Raw genomic sequence first — 18,856 nt, forward strand, 5'->3', positions numbered from 1 at the left:
GCTGCACCCCCGCCGTCGTCGTCCGGACGGGTCGCCGTCAGTCCACCGAGGGCGGGCTGACCGGGCTGACCGGGGAAGCGGGCGTCACGGGCGAGACCGGGCTCGGCGGCGTCACCGGGCTGACGGGCGACGCCGGCGTCACGGGGCTGACCGGACTGGCCGGGCTCACGGCCGTGACCGTCGTCGTCGTGCTGTCGTCGCCCGTCCAGGCGGGGTTCGAGGCGCTCGGCGCGGCGGGGGCAGGCGTGACGGCCGGGGCGGGCGCGGCGGGCGCGTCCGTCCTCGGGGCGGCGGGAGCGGGCTGGGTCGGCGCCGGGGTGGTGGGCGCCGACGTCGCGCTCGGCTGCTCGGTCGCGCTGGGGACGCTCGGGGTGGTGGGCGACGGCGTCGCTGAGCCGGCGGCCGGGGCCGCGGGCACGGTCAGCGACGGCGAGTCGGTGACCGTGGGCGTGTCGGCGACGGCGACGGCAGCGCTCCCGCCCGCGAGGCCGAGCGCGCCGAGAGCTGCGGTGACGATCCAGGTCCTGCGATTCATGACATCTCCTTGGTGGTGATGGTGGTGGGGTTCCCCGAGGCGACGCTGCGGGGCAGCGGCACGGTCGGGAGGGACGCACGGGCGCACCAGGCACCCGCGAGATCGAGGAGCGCGGTCACGCGCTCTGGGGCGACCACGCCGACGAGGGCGAGGACGACGGCGGCCGTGCGCGCCGCGAGGGCGGCGGCGTCGCCGGCGTCGGTGCGGCGGGCCTGCGCCCACCACCGCTCGACGGCGGTGCGCGCGCGCTGCGCGGCGACGTCGGCGGCGGCCGAGCCGTCGGTCGACGTCGCCGCGACGCTCGCGTGGGCGAACAGGCAGGCGAGGTCGTCGACCCGGTGGCCCCCGCCCACGCGGTCGACGTCGAGGACGCCCGCGAGCTCGGCCGTCGGGCCGGGACGGACCACGAGGTTGGCCGCGTGCAGGTCGCCGTGCGTCGGGACGACGGGCCAGCGCCGTGCCGTGCGCGCGATCCGGGCCACGACGGCGTCGGCCAGCCGGCGCAGCCGCACGGCGACGTCGCCGTCGAGCACCCCGGTGAGGGCCAGGAGCTGGGCCGGGAGGTCCTGGGCGAAGGAGGTGGTCGACCCGAGGCTCGCGCACGCGGGGTCCATCCGGTCCAGGAGGGCGACGATCTCGTCGAGGTCGGGCGCCCGGCGTCCGTCGGCGATCGCCTCGGCGAGCGTCGCGCCCGGGACCTCGGCCAGCACCAGCACCCCGGGGGCGGGGCGAGCGGTGACCCGGGGCGAGCCGAGCGCCGCCGTCCCGACGTGCTGACGCACGAGCCGGTCGGCCACCGCGGGGCGGACGACCTTGAGGTAGCCCGTGACGCCGTCGACCCCCGTGGCGCGCACGACGGCGCGGCGCAGCGGGCGGTAGGTGACGACCTCGAGCCCGGTCGTGCCCGGCAGCCACGCGGCCACCGCGGCCACGTCGCACGCCGCCGCGAGGCCCGGCAGCGCCGGGTCGCCCGGGTGACGCCAGACGGCGACGTCCAGCTCGCCGTCCTGCAGCAGCGCGACCCCGCCGGCCGCCAGCGCGAGGGGCGCGGTCGAGGCGACGAGGTAGTCCGAGACCGCCCCGGACGCGTCGTAGGTGACGTCGTAGCCGACGCTCGTGCCGTCGGTGCGGTGCTGCACGCGGTCGACGCGGACGGCGAGCTCCACCTCGGGGGTCAGCCCGATCGCGGCGCGCACCAGGTCCTCCGCGCCGGGGCCGCACAGCAGGCCGGCGGCCGGCGCCGTGGTGGTGCGGGCTGTCCTCGTCATGGCACCCATGTCACCCGGTGGGTGTGAGACACCCGTGAGGGGTCGATGAGAGGTCTCTCATGCTGCCTAGACTCGGGGGCGATGCGAGACCTCGCGGCACTCCCCAAGGCCCACCTGCACCTGCACTTCACCGGCTCGATGCGCCCGGCCACGCTGGCGGAGCTGGCGGCCGAGCAGGGCCGGCGTGTGCCGGCGGCGCTGCTCGACGGCGTCGCGGACGTCCCGGCGGACGTGCGCGGCTGGTTCCGGTTCCAGCGCTTGTACGAGGCGGCCAGGGCCGTGGTCCGCACCGAGGGCGCGATGCGCCGGGTGCTGCGCGAGGCCGTCGAGGACGACGCCGCCGAGGGCTCGCGCCGGCTGGAGATCCAGGTCGATCCGACGTCGTACGCCCCGCACGTGGGCGGCCTCGTGCCGGCCCTGGAGATCGTGCTCGACGAGGCGCGGCTCGCGCAGGAGGCGACCGGTGTCTCGGTCGGGGTCGTCGTGGCCTCCTCCCGGATGCGGCACCCCTTCGAGGCGCGCACGCTGGCCCGGCTCGCGGCGCGCTACGCCGGCGACGGTCCCGGCGAGGTGGTGGCCTTCGGCCTGTCCAACGACGAGCGCCGCGGCGAGACGGCCGACTTCGCGCCCGCGTTCGCGATCGCGGCGAGAGCCGGGCTGCCCGGGGTGCCGCACGGGGGCGAGCTGCTGGGCCCCGACCACGTGCGCGACGTCGTGGAGCACCTCCATCCCCGGCGCCTCGGGCACGGCGTGCGTGCGGCCGAGGACCCCGCGCTGCTGGCCGAGCTGGCCGAGGCCGGGATCGCGTGCGAGGTCTGCCCGGCGTCCAACGTCTCGCTCGGGGTCTTCCGGGAGTCGCGGCACGTCCCGCTCACCGCGCTGCTGGAGGCCGGGGTGCCCGTCGCGCTCGGCGCCGACGACCCCCTGCTGTTCGGCACCCGCCTGCTGGCCCAGTACGCCGCCGCGCGCGCCGTGCACGAGCTCGACGACGACGCCCTCGCCACGCTCGCGCGCGACTCGATCGGTGCCAGCCTCGCCCCCGAGCGCGACCGCCGGACGTGGCTGGCCGAGGTCGACGCGTGGCAGGCCGCCCGCGACTGACCTCGGTCGCGAGGGTCCGCTACTGCGCGAGTCGCCGCACCAGCGGCAGCCGGCTCGGGGCCGTCAGCCACGCCCCGGCGACCGCGAGCACCGGGACCACGACGGCGATGCCCGCGACCCACAGCCACGGCACCGTCACGGGAACCTGGACGCCGTACGCGAGCGCCCGCCCGGCGGCCCACCCGTAGGGATCCGTCAGGGTCCACCGCGCGAGGATCCACCCCAGCAGCAGCCCGAGAACGACGCCCAGGCCGACGCCGGTGACGGCGATCACCGCCGCCTGCGCGCCCGCGACGCTGCGCCGCACGCGTGCGGGCGCCCCGACGGCGGCGAGCGTCGCGAGGTCGGCGCGCGTCTCCGCCGCCGCCAGCCCGACGCTGAGCCAGGTGGCGCCGAGCGTCACCACGGCGGCGACGGCGACCAGGAGGAGCAGGAGGATCTGCGACCGGCCGCGGTACGGCTCCTGCACCTCGAGGCTCCCGGCGCCCGCGGAGCCGGTGACCCGATCGGCCCAGCCGCGGTCGTAGGGCGCGTCGACACGCACGACGCCACCCGCCACCACCGCGGTGAGCTCGGGCGCCGTCGCCACGAGGGAGGTCGGCACGATCGCCTCGTGCAGGGGGTCGAAGTCCTGGACGTGCGCAGGCCCGACGAGCACGACCTCGGTGGGCAACGCCTGGGGATCCTCGGGATCGGAGATCTGCACGCTCACGTGCGCCGTTCCGTCGTCCCAGACCAGGCCCTCGTGCCCCACGACGATCCGGCCCTCGGCCAGCGCCTCGGCGGCCGCCCGGCCCTCGTCGCCGAGCCCGAACTGCGCCAGGGCGGTGCCGTCGTCCACGATCACCGAGGTCGCGCCCGGCGCCCACCACGTCGACGTCGTCCCCGGGCCACCCTGGCAGCGCGGGTCGTCCATCAGCGCCTCCCACTCCGCCTGCGTGGTCGTCTCGTCCGCCGGGCACGCCCGGTCCGGCCGGAGCTCGGCGGTCGCCCACGGCGGGACCCTCTCGACGGCGCCGACGACGCCGAGGACGTGGACCGTCGCGCTGCCGGCGACGGGAACCACCTGCTCCACGCGGTCGACGGCGGCGGCCATCACCGCCTCCGCCTCGGCCGGGTCGACCTGCGCCCCCTCGTCCGCGGGGAGGAAGGGCATCCGGACGATCGCCGTGCCGACCCCCACCGCGGGGCGCCAGGCCGCCTCCTGCACCGCCTCCTCCGTCGACACGTAGCTGCCGGCCGCCACGAGCGCCGCCGTCGCCGCGAGCACCGAGGCGACGGCCGGCGTCGTGCGCGAGCGCTGCCGGACGGCGTCGCGCACCGCGAACCGGCCCGCCACCCCGAGCCTCGGCGCGAGCCGGGCGACGAGCGAGACGATGCCGCCGGCGGCGAGCACGACGCCGAGCTCGAGCACGACGATCCCGCTCACCAGCAGCCCGGTCGAGCGGATCGCCGTCCCGACCGCCGCGCCGGCCAGGCCGAGGACCGCGAGCGCGATCCCGATCCAGGGGGTCCGGCGTCGGGGCGAGGCGTCGGCGCGACGGCCGGCGAGCGCCGCCGGGACGTCCAGCCGGGCGGCCGAGCGCGCCGGCATCCAGGAGGAGAGCGCGGCGAGCGCGACGGCGAACACCACGGCCGCGGGCGGGAGCCACCAGGGCACGAGGAACGCCTGGAGGGGGTACGGGTCGTCGCGACGGGCGAACCAGACCACCGTGATCGCGGCGATCCCGACCAGCACGCCGACGACACCGGCCACGAGCCCCGCGACGATTCCCGTGGACAGCACGATCCGCCGCGTGTCGCGGGGGCTGCCACCGGCCGCCCCCACGAGCGCGAGCGTGCGGGTCGACCGTCGGGCCCCGACGGCGAACGCCGGGCCGACGAGCAGGACCGCCTCGATACCCACGATGGCCGCCACGGCCGCCCCGATCCCGATGGTGGACGCCGCGACGGTGGTGGGTGGCCCGAACCGCTCGCGAAACGCTGCGTCGCCGTCGGCGGGCGGGTTCGTCGCGACGTCGCGGCTGGTCACCTCGGCACCGAGACCGTTCAGCGCGACCACGTCGTCCCAGGTCACGGGGTTCTCCCCCAGCACGAACCAGCCCGACGGCGCGAGGTGCGGGGCCCCGGGGAGCGTCAGCAGCTGGGCGTAGGGCCGGCGGCCCTCGGCGAGGACGCCGACCACCTGGAGGTCGTCGGCACCGACGGCGAGCGTGTCGCCGACACCGAGGCCGAGGCGGTCGGCCACGTGGGGCGAGATCGCCGCCTCGCCGTCCGCACCGGGCAGCCGTCCCTCGGCCGCGGCGTAGATCTCGCCGATCGCCGCCGGCTCGAGCGCCTCGACCACCTGGAAGGAGAGCGTCCGATCGTTCGCCTCGAGCGTGGCCGATCCGGTCCAGGCGGGGGCGACGTCGGCCGGCGCCACTCCCAGGGCCTCCCGGATCGCCTCGGTCGTGGGGGCGTGGTCCCGAGCCCCTCCGACCCCAGCCCCGAGCCGTCCGGCATCTGGTAGACCGTGCAGCCCCCGCAGCCGGAGTCGCGGACGAACGCCTGCGCCGTCGGACCGAGGACCAGCTCCGCCCGCGTCAGCGGAGTCCCGCGCTCGGAGAACCCGAAGCTCACGAGGAACACCACGGCCGCGACCGGGAGCCCGATCATCGCGAGCACGATCGTGGACCGTCCCCGGTGGCGCCGGGCGTCGCGCGCGGCCAGCCGCAGCGCCGCTCGCCACCGCGCCAGCCAGGGACCGAGGCCGCGGCGAGCTCCGCCCCGATGGGTGCCGGGCGCGTCGGGGTCCTCGGGCGGCGCTGTCGGCCGGGTCGCCGTCGTCGTCATGGTCCCGCCCCGTCAGTCGTCGAGGTCGTCGGTCGCGCGGCCGCGCCCCGCGCCGACGAGGAGATCCGTCGGGCAGTCGTCGCGGTCGCCGTCGATCACGACGCCGTCGCGCAGGTAGATCGTGCGGTCGGCCCAGGCGGCGAACCGCGGGTCGTGGGTGACGAGCAGCCCGGCGGCACCGGCGTCGACGCGCTGCCGGAGCACGCGCATCACCGCCTCGCCGGTGTGGGAGTCCAGGGCGCCGGTCGGCTCGTCCGCGAGCACCAGGCGCCGCGGCCCCACCAGCGCGCGGGCGATCGCCACGCGCTGCTGCTGCCCGCCCGACATCTCCTCGGGGAAGCGGTCGGCCAGCTCCAGGACGCCGACCTCCGCCAGCGCCGCGCGCGCCTCGGCCCTGGCCTCCCTCGCGCCCACGCCGTCCAGCTCGCGGGGCAGCGACACGTTCTCCGCGGCCGTCAGGGCCGGGATGAGGTTGAGGTCCTGGAAGACGTACCCGACCCGGCGACGGCGGAGCGCGGCCCGGCCCGCCGCGTCCAGGTGGGAGATCAGGTCCTTGCCCAGCTGGACCTCGCCCGAGGAGGGGGTGTCGAGCCCGCCGGCGAGGTTGAGCAGCGTCGACTTGCCCGAGCCGGACGGCCCCATGACGGCGACGAGCTCGCCGAGCCGCACCTGCAGGTCCGCCTCCCGGAGGGCGACCACGCGGCGCTCCCCCTCCCCGTGGACGCGCGTGACCGCCGTGAGCTCCAGCATGACCGGGGCGGCATCCGGGACGGTGCCCGACGGCGGACCGGCCGCCCGACGACCGGTCACGGTCGCTCCCCCGCCGTCGGGGCAGCGCCGGAGCGGCGGGCCGAGCGGGACGCGAGCTCGGCCTCGGGGCCGGCTCCGCCGTCGTCGTCCTCCTCCGCCGCGGGCGGGGGCGGGGTGAAGCGCCCGACCGACGCCTCGACGTGGTCGAGCCAGCGGACCTCGGCCTCGGCGGCGAAGACGAGGTTGTCGAGCACGAGGGTCCAGGCGAGATCCTCGCGCGTGCTCGGGTCCTGGGGCTGACGCGCCTTGAGCCGGGTGTAGTCCCGCAGCGCCCGCATCGACTCGATCCGCTGCGTGTGGACGACGGCGGGGACGTCGACGTCGGGGGACGCGGCCGCGAGCGCGAGCTTGATGACGAGCTCGTCGCGTCCCGGCACCGACCGGTCGACCGGACGGGTCCACCAGACCTCGGCCTCGTCGTAGCCGGCGGGGGTGAGTCGGTACGGCTCCGCCTCCCCGGCCCCGTAGTCGAGGGGCACGAGCTCGACGACGCCGTCGCGGACCAGCCGCTGGATCGTGGTGTAGACCTGCCCGATGTTGAGGGGCCAGGTGCCACCCGTGCGGGCGTCGAACTCCTTGCGCAGCTCGTACACGCCCATGGGTCGTTCGGCGAGCAGAGCTACCAGGCCGTGGCGGACGGTCATCGTCGACTCCTAGTTTCCGGGTAACCCGAAGGTTACCCGGAAACCGGCGGACCGCAAGGGCCGATCGACGTGTGTCAGAGCGAGACGCCCACGAGCACCGGTTCGGGCTCGAGCACGACGCCGAACGCGGACCTCACGCCGTCGCGCACCTCGCGGGCCAGCGACAGGAGGTCCTCCGCGCGGGCGTCCCCGCGGTTGGTGAGCGCGAGGGAGTGCTTGGTGGACAGCGACGCGGCACCCGGCAGGCCGTGGCCACGCTCGAAGCCGGCGTGCGAGATCAGCCAGGCGGCCGAGGACTTCACGGTGCCCGCATCGTCGCCGAGCGGGAACCGCGGCGCGTCCTGCGGCAGCGCCGCGGACTCGTCGGGCGTCAGCAGCGGGTTGGTGAAGAAGGACCCGGCGCTCCACGTGTCGTGGTCGGCGGCGTCCAGCACCATGCCCTTGCCCCTGCGCAGCCCGAGGACGGTCTCGCGGACGAGGGCGGCGGGGACCCGCTCCCCCACCTCCACCCCGAGCGTGCGCGCGAGCTCGGCGTAGCGCACGGGCGCGGAGAGGGTCGCGTGCGGGATCTGCAGACCGACCTCGAGGACGACCCAGCGCGGCGTCGGACCCCAGGCACGGCCGTCGGCGTCACCCGCGAACGACCGCTTGAGCAGCGACGTGCGGTAGCCGAGACCCAGCTCGGAGCGGGCGAAGGTCTTGATGCGCCCGGTGCCGCGGTCCCACGTGCGCACGAACGCCAGGACGTCGCCGACCTCCTGGCCGTAGGCGCCGACGTTCTGGACCGGCGTCGCGCCCACGCTGCCCGGGATGCCCGAGAGCGCCTCGATGCCGGACCAGCCCTCCTCGACGGCGCGGGCCACGAGGTCGTCCCAGCCCTCGCCCGCGGGCACCACGACGTCGGCGCCGCTGCAGGCCGAGGACTCGCGCACCTCCAGGCCGCGGCGGACGTCACGCACGACGACGCCGTCGAACGCCTCGTCCGAGGCGAGCACGTTGGAGCCGCCACCCAGCACCAGGAGCGGCGTGCCGCTCTCGTCCGCCTCGGTCACGGCGGCGAGCAGCTCCGCCTCGCTGGTGGCCTCGCGGTAGTCACGAACGGTCCCGCCCACGCGGAGCGTGGTGAGGTCGGCGAGGGAGCGGGCGGCGGCGGGGCTGGCGGTCACGCCCCGAGCCTACGGGGCGTCGTGACGCCGGGCGGTGACCGCGCTCGGGCCCACCAGCCACGATCGAATCGATTCGCGGCGCGACCTCTGCACTAGGGTGAGGCATCCAGCGGGGCCCCACGACGGGCCACCCCACCGTGGCCCGATCCCAGGCGAAGGAGTGCGTGTGACGCGGAACGGACGAGCGACGCTCTCCGACGTCGCGCGCCTGGCAGGCGTCTCGGCCTCGACGGCGTCGCTGACCTTCTCCGGCTCGGGTCCCGTCTCCCTCGCCACCCGCGAGCGCGTGCTCGCCGCGGCCGCCGAGCTCGGCTACTCGGGCCCCGACCCGCTGGCGCGCTCCCTGCGCCGCGGCGAGAGCGGCGTCGTCGGCGTCATCACGAACGAGCTGGCCTCGAGCTTCCGGGACCCCGTCGCGCTGCGCACCCTCGACGGTCTGGCCGACGCGCTCGGCGCGCACGACCTCGGCATGCTGCTCATCCGCGCGACCGACGAGGGCGAGGGCGCCGACCTCATCCGCCGCGCGGCCATGGACGCCGCGGTGTTCCTCCGCCCGCTGGGCCCCCACGAGGGCGTGGTCGAGCTCCTGCGGGGCCGCGGCATCGCCGTCGTGCTCCTCGAGTCGATCGCGGAGGGGGCGGCGTCGGTGAAGATCGCCGACGCGGACGGCATGGCCGAGCTCGCCGCCCGCGTGCGCGATCTCGGGCACACACGCGTCGCCGTCGTCTCGCTGCCCTGGGCCCCTGGCGTCCCGCCGGGCCTGCGCGAGGACACCGAGCCCGATCCCGACTCCTTCCCCTTCACGCTCGCGCGCCTCACGGGCATCCGTTCGGCCGGGGTCGTGCCGACGCAGATCTACGTCAGCGCCGGCTCGCTGGTCGAGGAGGGGTTCGAGGCCGCCAAGGTGCTGCTCGCCCAGCCCGAGCGCCCGACGGCGATCATGGCCTGCTCCGACCTGCTGGCCGCCGGCGTGCTGCTCGCAGCCAGGGAGCTGGGCCTCGCGGTGCCGGGCGACCTGTCGATCACCGGGTTCGACGGCGTGGACCTGCCGTGGCTGGCCCCCGACGTCATCGACTCGGTCGAGCAGCCCGCCAGCCGCAAGGGCCAGCTGGGCGGCGAGGCCGCCGTCGCGATGATGGCGGGCGGCGAGCCGACGTCGATCGAGCTCGAGGTGTGGCAGCGGCCGGGGACGACGCTGGGCCCGGTGCCGCAGGAGGTCTGACCTCCGGCCGTCAGGCGTGGGACGCCGTGAGGAGTGGTCGGGCCGGTGCGGTCAGACGCGGACGAGCGCCTGGGCCTTGGCCAGCACGGTGACCCCGAGCGCCTCGGCCCGCAGGTCGACGCGGACGCACGCGGCGCCGTCGTCGTCGGTCTGGTCGACGGCACCGAGCGTGCCCGTGACCGTCAGCAGCACGTCACCGGTGGCGGGGACCGGGATCGGCCGCGAGAAACGCGTGCCGTAGCGGGCCACGCGGCCAGGACCGGACGGGTCGTGCTCGGCGAGCCAGTCCGTCAGCGCGGAGCCGGCGAGCCCCATCGTCAGCATGCCGTGGGCGATGACGCCCGGCAGACCCACCGACGTCGCGACGGCGTCGTTGTAGTGGATCGCGTTGAAGTCGCGGCTGGCGCCCGCGTAGCGGACGAGGCGGTCGCGGGTGACGGCGACCTCGCGCGTGAACAGCACGTCCCCGACGGCGGCGTCGGCCAGTGCCGGGAGGCTCGGCGGCGTCATCTCGGCGCTCATGCGTCGGCTCCTCGGACGGCGAGCGTCGAGACCACGGAGGCGACGGCGTCACCGCTCGCGTCGGTGATCTCGGTGCGGGTGGTCACGAGGGTCAGGCCGCCGCGGGAGGTGATCGAGTCGACGTGGACCGCCGTGGTCACGGACTCCCCCGCCACCAGCGGGCGGCAGTGGGTGAACGTCTCGTCGGCGTGCACGACGCGCGAGAAGTCGACCCCGGAGGCCGGGTCGGCGATGTACTCCGCCTCGGCCTCCTGCGCGATCACGACGGCGAAGGTCACCGGCGCGACGAGGTCGGCAAAGCCGGCAGCCCGGGCCTCCGCGATGTCGCGGTGGACCGGGCTGGAGGCGCCGACGGCGTCGGCGAAGGCGACCACGTCACGACGGGTCACCTCGAAGGGCGGGGTACCGGTGAACACGCTCCCCACACGGGAGGCGTCAACGGTGGCTGACATGGGTCAGCGGGTCTCGCGGTGCGCGGTGGAGGAATTGCAGCGCGAGCAGTACTTCTTCAGCTCAAGACGGTCGGGGTTGTTCCGACGGTTCTTCTTGGTGATGTAGTTGCGCTCCTTGCACTCCGAGCACGCAAGGGTGATCTTCGGGCGGATGTCTGAGCTCTTGCTGGCCACGGCCGTGTCCTTTTCGTCGCGATGCTGCGTGTGTGACGCCATCGACCGCGCCAGTGCAGCTGCTGACGTGCCGGTTGCCGAGCCTATCCGGGATGGCCCGGCGGCTTCGGTAGCGGGAGCGGGGATCGAACCCGCGACCTCACGATTATGAGTCGTGCGCTCTAACCGTCTGAGCTATCCCGCCTCGAGCTCAGCCCGCACGCTGGTGCGTGCGGGCCGAACATCAGAGCCCCGAAAGGGAATCGAACCCTTGACCTTCTCCTTACCATGGAGACGCTCTGCCGACTGAGCTATCGGGGCAGCCATGCGAGGGTACACGCATCTTGCCGCCGGAGTGAAATCGGCACTGTGCCGCGCCTGCGGGCCTCCCGCCCCTGACCGGCCCCGGTCGTAGGCTCACCGCGTGCCCACCCCCACCCCGTCCCGCTGGGGCGCTCCCGCAGGGGCCACGGCCTACCTGCTGTGGGGCCTCATCCCGCTCTACATCAGCGCGCTCGCTCCGGCCGGCGCCGTCGAGATCGTCGCGCACCGCGTGCTGTGGAGCCTGGGCCTGTGCCTCCTCCTGCTCGCCGTCACGCGCTCCTTCGGCGCCGTCGCCGCGATCGTGGCCGACCGGCGCGCGCTCGGAATGCTGGCGCTCGCCGCGGCGCTGATCGCCGTCAACTGGGTGACCTACGTGCTGGCCGTCTCGACCCACCACACCGCCGACGCCGCGCTGGGCTACTTCATCAACCCGATCGTCACATCGGTGCTGGCGGTCGCCGTGCTGCGGGAACGGCTCGTGCGCTCCCAGCAGGTGGCGCTGGGACTGACGGTGGTCGCGGTGCTGGTGATCGCCGTCGGGTACGGACGGGTCCCGTGGCTGGCCCTCGTGCTGGCCTTCTCGTTCGGGCTGTACGGGCTGATCAAGAACCGCGTCGGCACCCAGGTCGGGGCCCTCCCGGGGCTGACCGTGGAGACGGCGGTGCTGGCGCCGGTGTCGCTCATCTACCTCGTGGTGCTCGCGGTCACCGGGGTCGGGGCCTTCGGCGGGCCGGGCGAGGTGGCCGGACCGGTCTGGTTCGGACTGCTGCTGGCCCTGTCGGGACCGATCACCGCCATCCCCCTCCTGCTGTTCGCGACGGCGGCGCGGCGCCTCCCGCTGGCGACCATGGCGTCGCTGCAGTACATCGCGCCGATCATGCAGCTCGGCGTCGCGGTGCTCGTCATGCACGAACCGATGCCGGCCGCGCGGTGGATCGGGTTCGGGCTCGTGTGGGTCGCGCTCGTGGTGATCACGATCGACGGCGTGCGGCGGCACCGCCGCCAGCCGGTGGTCACGACGGAGCCGGGGGCGCCGGCCGCGTGAGGCGGATTTCACCCTGGGACGACGGTCCTGTAGAGTTCCACACCGGTCCTGCGGGACCGACCACACGGCAGGTTGCCCGAGCGGCCAATGGGATCTGACTGTAAATCAGACGCGAAAGCTTCGGGGGTTCGAATCCCTCACCTGCCACGTGTCACGAAGGCCCGGAATCCTCGCGATTCCGGGCCTTCGTCGTGTTCGGGGATCCTCGACGTCGACCGCTCCCGCTAGGTTGGACCCCAGAAGCCCGACCGTCCCGTTCCCGAGCTGCCCCAAGGAGATGTCATGGCTGACTCCTCGTTCGACGTCGTGAGCAAGGTCGACCGCCAGGAGGTCGACAACGCGCTGAACCAGTCCTCGAAGGAGCTCGCGCAGCGCTACGACTTCAAGGGCGTCGGCGCCTCGATCGCGTGGAGCGGCGAGAGCATCGTGCTCGTCGCCAACTCCCCCGAGCGCGTGGCCGCCATCCTCGACGTGTTCGAGACCAAGCTGGTCAAGCGCGGCGTCTCGCTGAAGTCGATCGACTTCGGCGACGACGCGGACGCCAAGGAGGCCAAGCTCTCCGGCAAGGAGTACCGCCTCGCGGGCACCCTCCGCGAGGGTCTCAGCTCGGAGAACGCCAAGAAGATCACCAAGCTGATCCGCGACGAGGGCGCCAAGGGCGTCAAGACGCAGATCACCGGCGACGAGGTGCGGGTGAGCAGCAAGAGCCGCGACGACCTGCAGGCCGTCCAGCAGCTCCTCAAGGGTGCCAACCTCGACTTCGCGGTGCAGTTCGTCAACTACCGCTGAGTCGCCGGCCCGCCGGCCCCACCCTCCGCCCCTGACCGCCTCCGCCCTCCCCGGGGCGGGGGCGGTCCGCGTTGCGCGCACCGATGGCCGGTTCGCGGCAGGTGAGGCGACCAACCGCGTGCGCAACGGCGACCCGCGACGGCGCCGCACCGGTGCCGCGGTCGTAGTCTCGTCCGCGTGAGCAACGCAGTCACCGCGCCGCAGCGCGAGAAGACGTTCTTCGGGCATCCCCGAGGCCTGTCCACCCTGTTCTTCACGGAGATGTGGGAGCGGTTCTCCTACTACGGCATGCGGGCCCTGCTCGTGCTGTACATGGTCGCGCCGGTCACCGGGGACAACCCGGGCCTCGCGATGGGCGACGGCGCCGCCAAGGCCATCTACGGCACCTACGCCGGGCTGGTCTACCTCACACCCGTGGCGGGCGGCTGGATCGCCGACCGGCTGCTCGGCCTGCGCCGCACGGTCCTGTACGGCGGCATCGTCATCGCGGCCGGGCACTTCCTCATGGCGGTCCCCGTCGAGGGAACCTTCTGGCTGGGACTGCTGGCGATCTCGCTCGGCACGGGCCTGCTCAAGCCGAACATCTCCGGCATGGTCGGGAAGCTCTACGCCGACGACGACACCAAGCGCGACGCCGGCTTCTCCCTGTTCTACATGGGCATCAACATCGGCTCGTTCGCCGCCCCGCTGATCTGCGGAACCCTCGGCCAGAACTTCAGCTGGCACTGGGGCTTCGGCGCCGCGGGCGTCGGGATGACGCTCGGCCTGCTGCAGTACGTGCTCGGCCGCAAGAACCTGCACGGCGTGGGCGACGAGCCCGACGCCCCGGCCGACCCGGCCGAGCGCCGTCGGGCGATGGTGGTGGGCGCCGTCGTCCTGGGGATCATCGGAGCGCTCGTGGCCGTGTTCACGGCGGTGGGCCAGGAGCCGGTCGTGGCCGTCACGACGGCGGTGACGATCCTCATCCTGCTCGTCCCGATCTGGTACTTCCGCCAGGTGCTCGGCCGGACGCGGGCCGACGCCGGGGCGCGCTCGCGGGTCACGGCCTTCATCTGGCTGTTCATCGGGGCCGCCGTCTTCTGGATGATCTTCGAGCAGTCGGGCTCGACGCTCAGCCTGTTCGCCCAGAACGTCACCAACCTGACCGTGACCAGCGGCTTCAGCGTCCCGGCGTCCTGGCTGCAGTCGATCAACCCGCTCTTCATCGTCATCTTCGCGCCCGTGTTCTCGGCGGTCTGGCTCCGCTGGGGAGACCGGGCGCCGCGCACGTCGGTGAAGTTCGGCATCGCCCTGCTCGTGGTCGGCGCATCGTTCCTCCTCCTCATCGTCCCGATGCAGGCCTACGAGGACTCCGGCACCCGGGCCACGGTCTGGTGGCTCGTGAGCGTCTACCTCCTCCAGACGTGGGCCGAGCTCCTGCTGTCCCCGAACGGCCTGTCCGCCACCACCAAGCTCGCGCCTGCCGGCTCGCTCGGTCAGTTCCTGGCGCTGTGGTTCCTCGCGACGTCCGTGGGCACGACCGTCGGTGGCCAGATCGCCAGCATCACCTCCGACAGCCCGGTGCTGTCCTTCGCCGTCTGCGGCGGCATGGCCGTCGCGTTCGGCGCCGTGATGCTGGTCGCCGTCCGACGGATCAACGCCCTGATGGGCGACGTGCACTGACGCGAGCCCGGGGCTCGCAGTGGCAGCGCGGACCCCGCGTGCGCACGGTTGTCCACAGGCCAGCACGCCTCGTGGCGCCGCGAGCGGGCCGTGCCCGAGACTGTGGCGATGACGACGCCGACGCAGGGCCCTCGGGGCGATGCCCTCCCCGTCCCGACGCCGAACGGCCTGCCGCCGGGGTACCCGCAGCACCGTCCGCCCGGGTCCGCGCCGCCCCGCCGATCCTGGCCGAGCAGTGCGCGGAGCGCGGGGATGTGGGCCCTGGTGTTCTCGGTCGCGCTCTCCCTCGGTGTCGCGCTCGCCGTCGCCGTCGTCATCGGGGCGATGGGACTCGTCCTCCCGAGAGCACCCCGGTCGTGGCGCTCCTGGCCGTGCTCGTCCTCGGGCAACCTCTCGTGGCTGTGCTGCTGACGCGGAGGGTCCGCGAGCCCCTGCCGCGGGCGATGCGTGGGTACGGCTTCGCCGCGATCGTGATGGCCGTGACGCTCGTGGGCGTCGCCCTGATCACCGCTGGAGCAGGAGCGCTGGGGCTCGGGCTCGTCTGGCTGGCCATGCTGGTGGACGAGATCCTGGGATGGGGGGTCCTCCTCGTCCCCCTCGGGATGCTCACCTCGGCCGTCATCGCCACGCCGCTCGTCTTCTCGGCGGTGCACCGGCGAGCCGAACGGCGGGCGTACCGGAGGGAGCACCGCACCCCTCCGTCCTGAGACGCGCGGCGGAGAGCGGTCGCGATCCGCGCGGGGAGCTGCCGGGTCACGAGCCGGGCAGGAGCGTGCGGCCGTACGCTCGGGCCGTGTCGCTGCCCTCCTCCTCGAATCGCCGCCGCGTGCAGCGCCGCACCGTCGCGCTCCTCTCGCTGGCACAGGTCCTCAGCGGCGTCGCCGCCGGCAGCATCGTCTCCGTCGGGTCACTCCTCGCCGTGCAGCTGTCGGGCTCCGACGCCTGGGCCGGATCGGTCGCGACGTCGGCGACGCTCGGGGCCGCCGTCGCCTCCCTCCTGCTCGCCCGGCTCGCGCTCGCCCGCGGCCGGCGCGCCTCGCTGGCCACCGGACTCGCCCTCGCCTCCGTCGGGGCGCTCGGCGTGGTCGCCGCCGCCGTCGTGGAGGTGTTCCCGCTCCTGCTGCTGTCGGGCGCCCTCATGGGCACGGGCAGCGCCGTCAACCTCCAGGCGCGCTTCGCGGCGACCGATCTCAGCGATGCGACGAGCCGGGCCCGCGACCTGTCGCTCGTGGTGTGGATGAGCACCGTGGGCGCCGTCGCGGGGCCCAACCTCGTCCGGTTCGGCTCCCCGATCTCCGACGCCCTCGGTCTCCCCGAGCTCGCCGCCCTGTTCGTGCTCTCGGCCGCCGGCATGATCGCGGCGATGCTCGTGATCTGGATCGGGCTGCGTCCCGACCCGCTGCTGGAGCAGCAGCGGCTGGACGCCGGGCGCGGTGACGACGCCGCCCCGACGACGCCGCCGGCACCGTCAGCGCCGCCCACCCCACCCCACCACCGAGCCCAGCTGGCGGCGGCCTTCCGGATCCTGCGCACGCACCCCGCCGCGAGCGCCGCCCTGGTCGCGATCCTGGCCGCCCACGCCGTGATGGTCGCGGTGATGTCGATGACGCCGGTCCACATGGAGGGCCACGGCGCCTCGATCACCCTCGTCGGGCTGACGGTCAGCCTCCACATCGCCGGGATGTACGCGCTCTCCCCGGTGATGGGTGCCGCGGCCGACCGGTTCGGCGGGCCGAGGGTGCTGATCGGAGGTCTGGCGGTCCTCGCCCTCGCGACGCTCACGGCCGGCCTCGCCGGACCGCACCACGCCGCCACGACGGCCGGACTCGTCCTGCTGGGCCTCGGCTGGTCGGCGGCCACGGTTGCCGGCTCGGCCATGATCGCGCGTACGGTTCCCGGCGCCGAGCGCGTGACCGTGCAGGGTCTGACCGACTCGCTGATGTCGCTCGCCGGCGCGGGTGGCGGCGCGCTCGCCGGGGTGATGCTCGCCCTCACCGGCTACGGCGGGCTCAACGCCGGGGCCGGGGCCCTGGCGGTCGCGGCCATCGCCGTCGTGATCGTGGTGGGACGTCGCCGCTCCTCCCAGCCGGACTGACCCGTCCGCCTTTAGCGCACGGTCCAGCCACCCGGGTCCCAGCCGTCCTCGGTCCCAGGATGCGAGAAGTTTCAACCAGTTTCGGATCTGACCCATCCGACACCGGGGGTCAGCCCGAACCCCTGCTGTGACCGTTCCCACGCAGGCGTCAGCGCGCCGCCGTCCGCCCAGCGCCTCCCCGTCCTCGGGTGAGCCCTCGGCGACGCGTCCGGGACGCCGCTCGGTCCTCTCCTCCCTGCCGCCCCGCCTCGTCGAGCTGCTGCGTTTCGGCGCCGTCGGCGGTCTGGCGTTCGTCGTCGACCTCGGCATCTACAACCTGCTGCGACTGACGATCGCCGAGGACAAGCCGATCGGCGCGAAGGTGGCCTCGGTCGCCGTCGCCACACTGGTCGCCTGGCTGGGCAACCGCTACTGGACCTTCGCGGGACGACGCCGGAGCTCGGCCCCCGGCGAGCTCCTCGCCTTCGTCGTGGCGAACGTCCTCGGACTCCTCATCGCTGCCGCCTGCCTCTTCGTCTCGCACTACGTCCTCGGGTTCACCTCGACCCTCGCGGACAACATCGCGGGCAACGGGATCGGGCTCGTCCTCGGCACGCTCTTCCGCTACGTCGTCTACCGGCGCTTCGTGTTCAACCACGCCGATCCCGCAGCCCGCTGACGCGGTCCGCCGACCACCTCTCTCATCGCGACCGTGCCCGGAAGGACCCCCGTGCCCCTCGTCATCGCGCAGGACGACGCCCCCGTCCTCACCCCGATCGACCCCGCACCTCTCCCCACCCCCGTGCCGGCAGGCCCGAACCGCGGTCCCGCGGACGTCGAGGTCGTCGGACAGGTCGTCCAGTGGTGGCAGGGCTCCTCACCCCTGCAGCTCGTCGGCTACGGCCTGATCGTGCTCGTCGCGCTCGTCCTGACGGCGATCGCCCTCACCACGCTGTGGTGGATGCTCCACGCGTGGCGCAGCACCTCGGCGCTCACCGCCACGGGCTTCCGCACGGCCAACGCCAACGAGCGCACGCCGACGCTGTCCTTCACGCTCCTCGTGCCCGCCCGGCACGAGGAGGAGGTGCTGGCCCACACGCTCGAGCGCCTCGTCGAGCAGGACCACCCCGACGTCGAGATCATCGCCATCGTCGGCCACGACGACCCGGGCACCGAGGCGGTCGCCCGCTCCGTGGCCGACCGCTTCCCCGACCGGGTGCGCGTCGTCGTGGACGACTCCGTCCCCAAGAACAAGCCCAAGGCGCTCAACCTCGCCCTCCAGACCTCGCGCGGCGAGATCGTGGGCGTCTTCGACGCCGAGGACGAGGTCCACCCCCAGCTGCTGCGCCTCGTGGACGAGCGGTTCGCGACCACCGGCGCCGACGTCGTCCAGGGCGGCGTGCAGCTGATGAACATCGAGACGTCGTGGTGGTCGCTGCGCAACGTGCTCGAGTACTACTTCTGGTTCCGCTCCCGCCTGCACTTCCACGCCGAGCAGCGGTTCATCCCGCTCGGGGGCAACACCGTCTTCCTGCGCACCGACCAGGTCCGCGACGCCGGCGGCTGGGACGCCGAGTGCCTCGCCGAGGACTGCGAGATCGGGGTGCGGCTGTCCAGCCAGGGCGCTCGCGTCGTCGTGGCGTACGACCCCGAGGTCGTCACCCGCGAGGAGACGCCGGGCTCGCTCCCCTCGCTCTACAAGCAGCGCACCCGCTGGAGCCAGGGCTTCCTGCAGGTGCTGCGCAAGGGCGAGTGGAAGAAGCTCCCCGGCCGCAGCCAGCGCCTGATGGCGCGCTACATGCTCTCGATGCCGTTCCTCCAGGCCGGTACCGGCCTGCTGATCCCGATCTCGCTCGCGCTGGTGCTGTTCGCCAAGGTGCCGACGCCGATCGCGCTGATCTCATTCCTGCCCCTGGTCCCCACCGTGATCGTGCTGTGCGTCGAGGTCGCCGGGCTCGGGGAGTTCGGCCGCGTCTACGACCGCAAGGTCCGGATCCGTGACTACGTCCGCCTCGTGCTGGGCACCTTCCCGTACCAGGTGTTCCTCGCCCTCGCGGCGGTCCGCGCCGTCGTCCGGGAGACCCGGGGCGAGCGCGGCTGGGAGAAGACCGAGCACGCCGGCGCCCACATCGACCGGAGCGCGGGCGTCCCGTCCCTCTCCGCCCCGTCCCCGGCCGCCTCGAGCACCGACGCCTCACCGACCGCCACGTCCGACACCACCGCCCCGGTCACCGCCGGCGCCGCGAGGAGCTGA

At 74.4% G+C, this 18,856-nt stretch carries 19 protein-coding genes and 3 tRNA genes; 11 read left to right on the top strand and 11 right to left on the bottom strand.

Annotation, left to right across the window (positions count from 1 at the left end):
• Positions 1–37 precede the first annotated feature (37 nt).
• Both C8046_RS07360 and C8046_RS07365 read right to left on the bottom strand, forming a co-directional pair.
• The gene (locus tag C8046_RS07360; RefSeq protein ID WP_109228878.1) at positions 38–535 is read right to left on the bottom strand and encodes a hypothetical protein; all 498 of its coding nucleotides are present in this window, start codon (positions 533–535) and stop codon (positions 38–40) included.
• Positions 532–1,803: a phosphotransferase gene (locus tag C8046_RS07365; RefSeq protein WP_146197088.1), complete on the bottom strand. Its 1,272-nt coding sequence runs from the start codon at positions 1,801–1,803 to the stop codon at positions 532–534. The genes C8046_RS07360 and C8046_RS07365 overlap by 4 nt, the downstream gene beginning before the upstream one ends.
• 81 nt (positions 1,804–1,884) lie before the next feature.
• Here C8046_RS07365 and C8046_RS07370 point away from each other — a divergent pair, with 81 nt between their 5' ends.
• Positions 1,885–2,904, top strand: a complete 1,020-nt coding sequence (locus C8046_RS07370) for an adenosine deaminase (protein ID WP_109228880.1) — start codon at positions 1,885–1,887, stop codon at positions 2,902–2,904.
• Between the two features lie 19 nt (positions 2,905–2,923).
• Here the strand turns inward: C8046_RS07370 and C8046_RS07375 are convergent, their stop codons facing one another.
• From C8046_RS07375 to C8046_RS07390, 4 genes are all read right to left on the bottom strand, one after another.
• Positions 2,924–5,329 carry an FtsX-like permease family protein gene (locus tag C8046_RS07375; RefSeq protein WP_158277156.1) on the bottom strand — a complete coding sequence of 802 codons (2,406 nt, stop codon included), beginning with the start codon at positions 5,327–5,329 and terminating at the stop codon, positions 2,924–2,926.
• A 422-nt stretch (positions 5,330–5,751) separates the two neighbouring features.
• Entirely contained in the window at positions 5,752–6,489 is a 738-nt protein-coding gene (locus tag C8046_RS07380; RefSeq protein WP_109230818.1) for an ABC transporter ATP-binding protein, read from the bottom strand.
• Positions 6,490–6,545: 56 nt separating this feature from the next.
• Entirely contained in the window at positions 6,546–7,193 is a 648-nt protein-coding gene (locus tag C8046_RS07385) for a PadR family transcriptional regulator (RefSeq protein ID WP_109228881.1), read from the bottom strand.
• A gap of 74 nt (positions 7,194–7,267) precedes the next feature.
• Positions 7,268–8,359 (bottom strand): UDP-N-acetylmuramate dehydrogenase, encoded by a 1,092-nt coding sequence (locus C8046_RS07390; RefSeq protein ID WP_109228882.1) that lies wholly within the window; start codon positions 8,357–8,359, stop codon positions 7,268–7,270.
• Positions 8,360–8,525: 166 nt separating this feature from the next.
• Between C8046_RS07390 and C8046_RS07395 the strand changes: the two genes are divergently transcribed.
• Entirely contained in the window at positions 8,526–9,581 is a 1,056-nt protein-coding gene (locus tag C8046_RS07395; RefSeq protein ID WP_109228883.1) for a LacI family DNA-binding transcriptional regulator, read from the top strand.
• A gap of 51 nt (positions 9,582–9,632) precedes the next feature.
• Here the strand turns inward: C8046_RS07395 and C8046_RS07400 are convergent, their stop codons facing one another.
• From C8046_RS07400 to C8046_RS07420, 5 genes are all read right to left on the bottom strand, one after another.
• A complete protein-coding gene (locus tag C8046_RS07400; protein ID WP_235866202.1) occupies positions 9,633–10,103 on the bottom strand; it encodes a MaoC/PaaZ C-terminal domain-containing protein in 471 nt (156 codons plus the stop codon).
• Positions 10,100–10,555, bottom strand: a complete 456-nt coding sequence (locus tag C8046_RS07405) for an FAS1-like dehydratase domain-containing protein (RefSeq protein ID WP_109228884.1) — start codon at positions 10,553–10,555, stop codon at positions 10,100–10,102. Before C8046_RS07405 ends, C8046_RS07400 begins: the two co-directional genes overlap by 4 nt.
• 3 nt (positions 10,556–10,558) lie before the next feature.
• The gene (gene rpmG, locus C8046_RS07410; RefSeq protein WP_158277157.1) at positions 10,559–10,729 is read right to left on the bottom strand and encodes a 50S ribosomal protein L33; all 171 of its coding nucleotides are present in this window, start codon (positions 10,727–10,729) and stop codon (positions 10,559–10,561) included.
• A gap of 110 nt (positions 10,730–10,839) precedes the next feature.
• Positions 10,840–10,913, bottom strand: a tRNA-Met gene (locus C8046_RS07415).
• 43 nt (positions 10,914–10,956) lie between these two features.
• A tRNA-Thr gene (locus C8046_RS07420) sits at positions 10,957–11,029 on the bottom strand.
• Positions 11,030–11,132: 103 nt separating this feature from the next.
• Between C8046_RS07420 and rarD the strand changes: the two genes are divergently transcribed.
• The 9 genes from rarD to C8046_RS07455 all read left to right on the top strand — a co-directional run bounded on the left by rarD (position 11,133) and on the right by C8046_RS07455 (position 18,856).
• On the top strand, positions 11,133–12,077 hold the full coding sequence (rarD, locus tag C8046_RS07425; RefSeq protein ID WP_109228886.1) for an EamA family transporter RarD: 945 nt from the start codon (positions 11,133–11,135) through the stop codon (positions 12,075–12,077).
• A 66-nt stretch (positions 12,078–12,143) separates the two neighbouring features.
• Positions 12,144–12,224, top strand: a tRNA-Tyr gene (locus tag C8046_RS07430).
• Between the two features lie 135 nt (positions 12,225–12,359).
• Positions 12,360–12,866: a YajQ family cyclic di-GMP-binding protein gene (locus C8046_RS07435; RefSeq protein ID WP_109228887.1), complete on the top strand. Its 507-nt coding sequence runs from the start codon at positions 12,360–12,362 to the stop codon at positions 12,864–12,866.
• A 177-nt stretch (positions 12,867–13,043) separates the two neighbouring features.
• The gene (locus C8046_RS07440; protein WP_109228888.1) at positions 13,044–14,528 is read left to right on the top strand and encodes a peptide MFS transporter; all 1,485 of its coding nucleotides are present in this window, start codon (positions 13,044–13,046) and stop codon (positions 14,526–14,528) included.
• 108 nt (positions 14,529–14,636) lie between these two features.
• Positions 14,637–14,939 (top strand): hypothetical protein, encoded by a 303-nt coding sequence (locus C8046_RS18065; RefSeq protein ID WP_146197090.1) that lies wholly within the window; start codon positions 14,637–14,639, stop codon positions 14,937–14,939.
• Positions 14,924–15,235 (top strand): hypothetical protein, encoded by a 312-nt coding sequence (locus tag C8046_RS19235; RefSeq protein WP_146197009.1) that lies wholly within the window; start codon positions 14,924–14,926, stop codon positions 15,233–15,235. Before C8046_RS18065 ends, C8046_RS19235 begins: the two co-directional genes overlap by 16 nt.
• A gap of 86 nt (positions 15,236–15,321) precedes the next feature.
• Positions 15,322–16,623 (top strand): MFS transporter, encoded by a 1,302-nt coding sequence (locus C8046_RS07445; RefSeq protein WP_235866203.1) that lies wholly within the window; start codon positions 15,322–15,324, stop codon positions 16,621–16,623.
• Positions 16,624–16,750: 127 nt separating this feature from the next.
• Positions 16,751–17,281, top strand: a complete 531-nt coding sequence (locus C8046_RS07450; RefSeq protein WP_235866204.1) for a GtrA family protein — start codon at positions 16,751–16,753, stop codon at positions 17,279–17,281.
• Positions 17,282–17,332: 51 nt separating this feature from the next.
• The gene (locus tag C8046_RS07455) at positions 17,333–18,856 is read left to right on the top strand and encodes a glycosyltransferase (protein WP_235866206.1); all 1,524 of its coding nucleotides are present in this window, start codon (positions 17,333–17,335) and stop codon (positions 18,854–18,856) included.

Source organism: Serinibacter arcticus, assembly GCF_003121705.1.
Classification (GTDB): Bacteria; Actinomycetota; Actinomycetes; order Actinomycetales; family Beutenbergiaceae; genus Litorihabitans.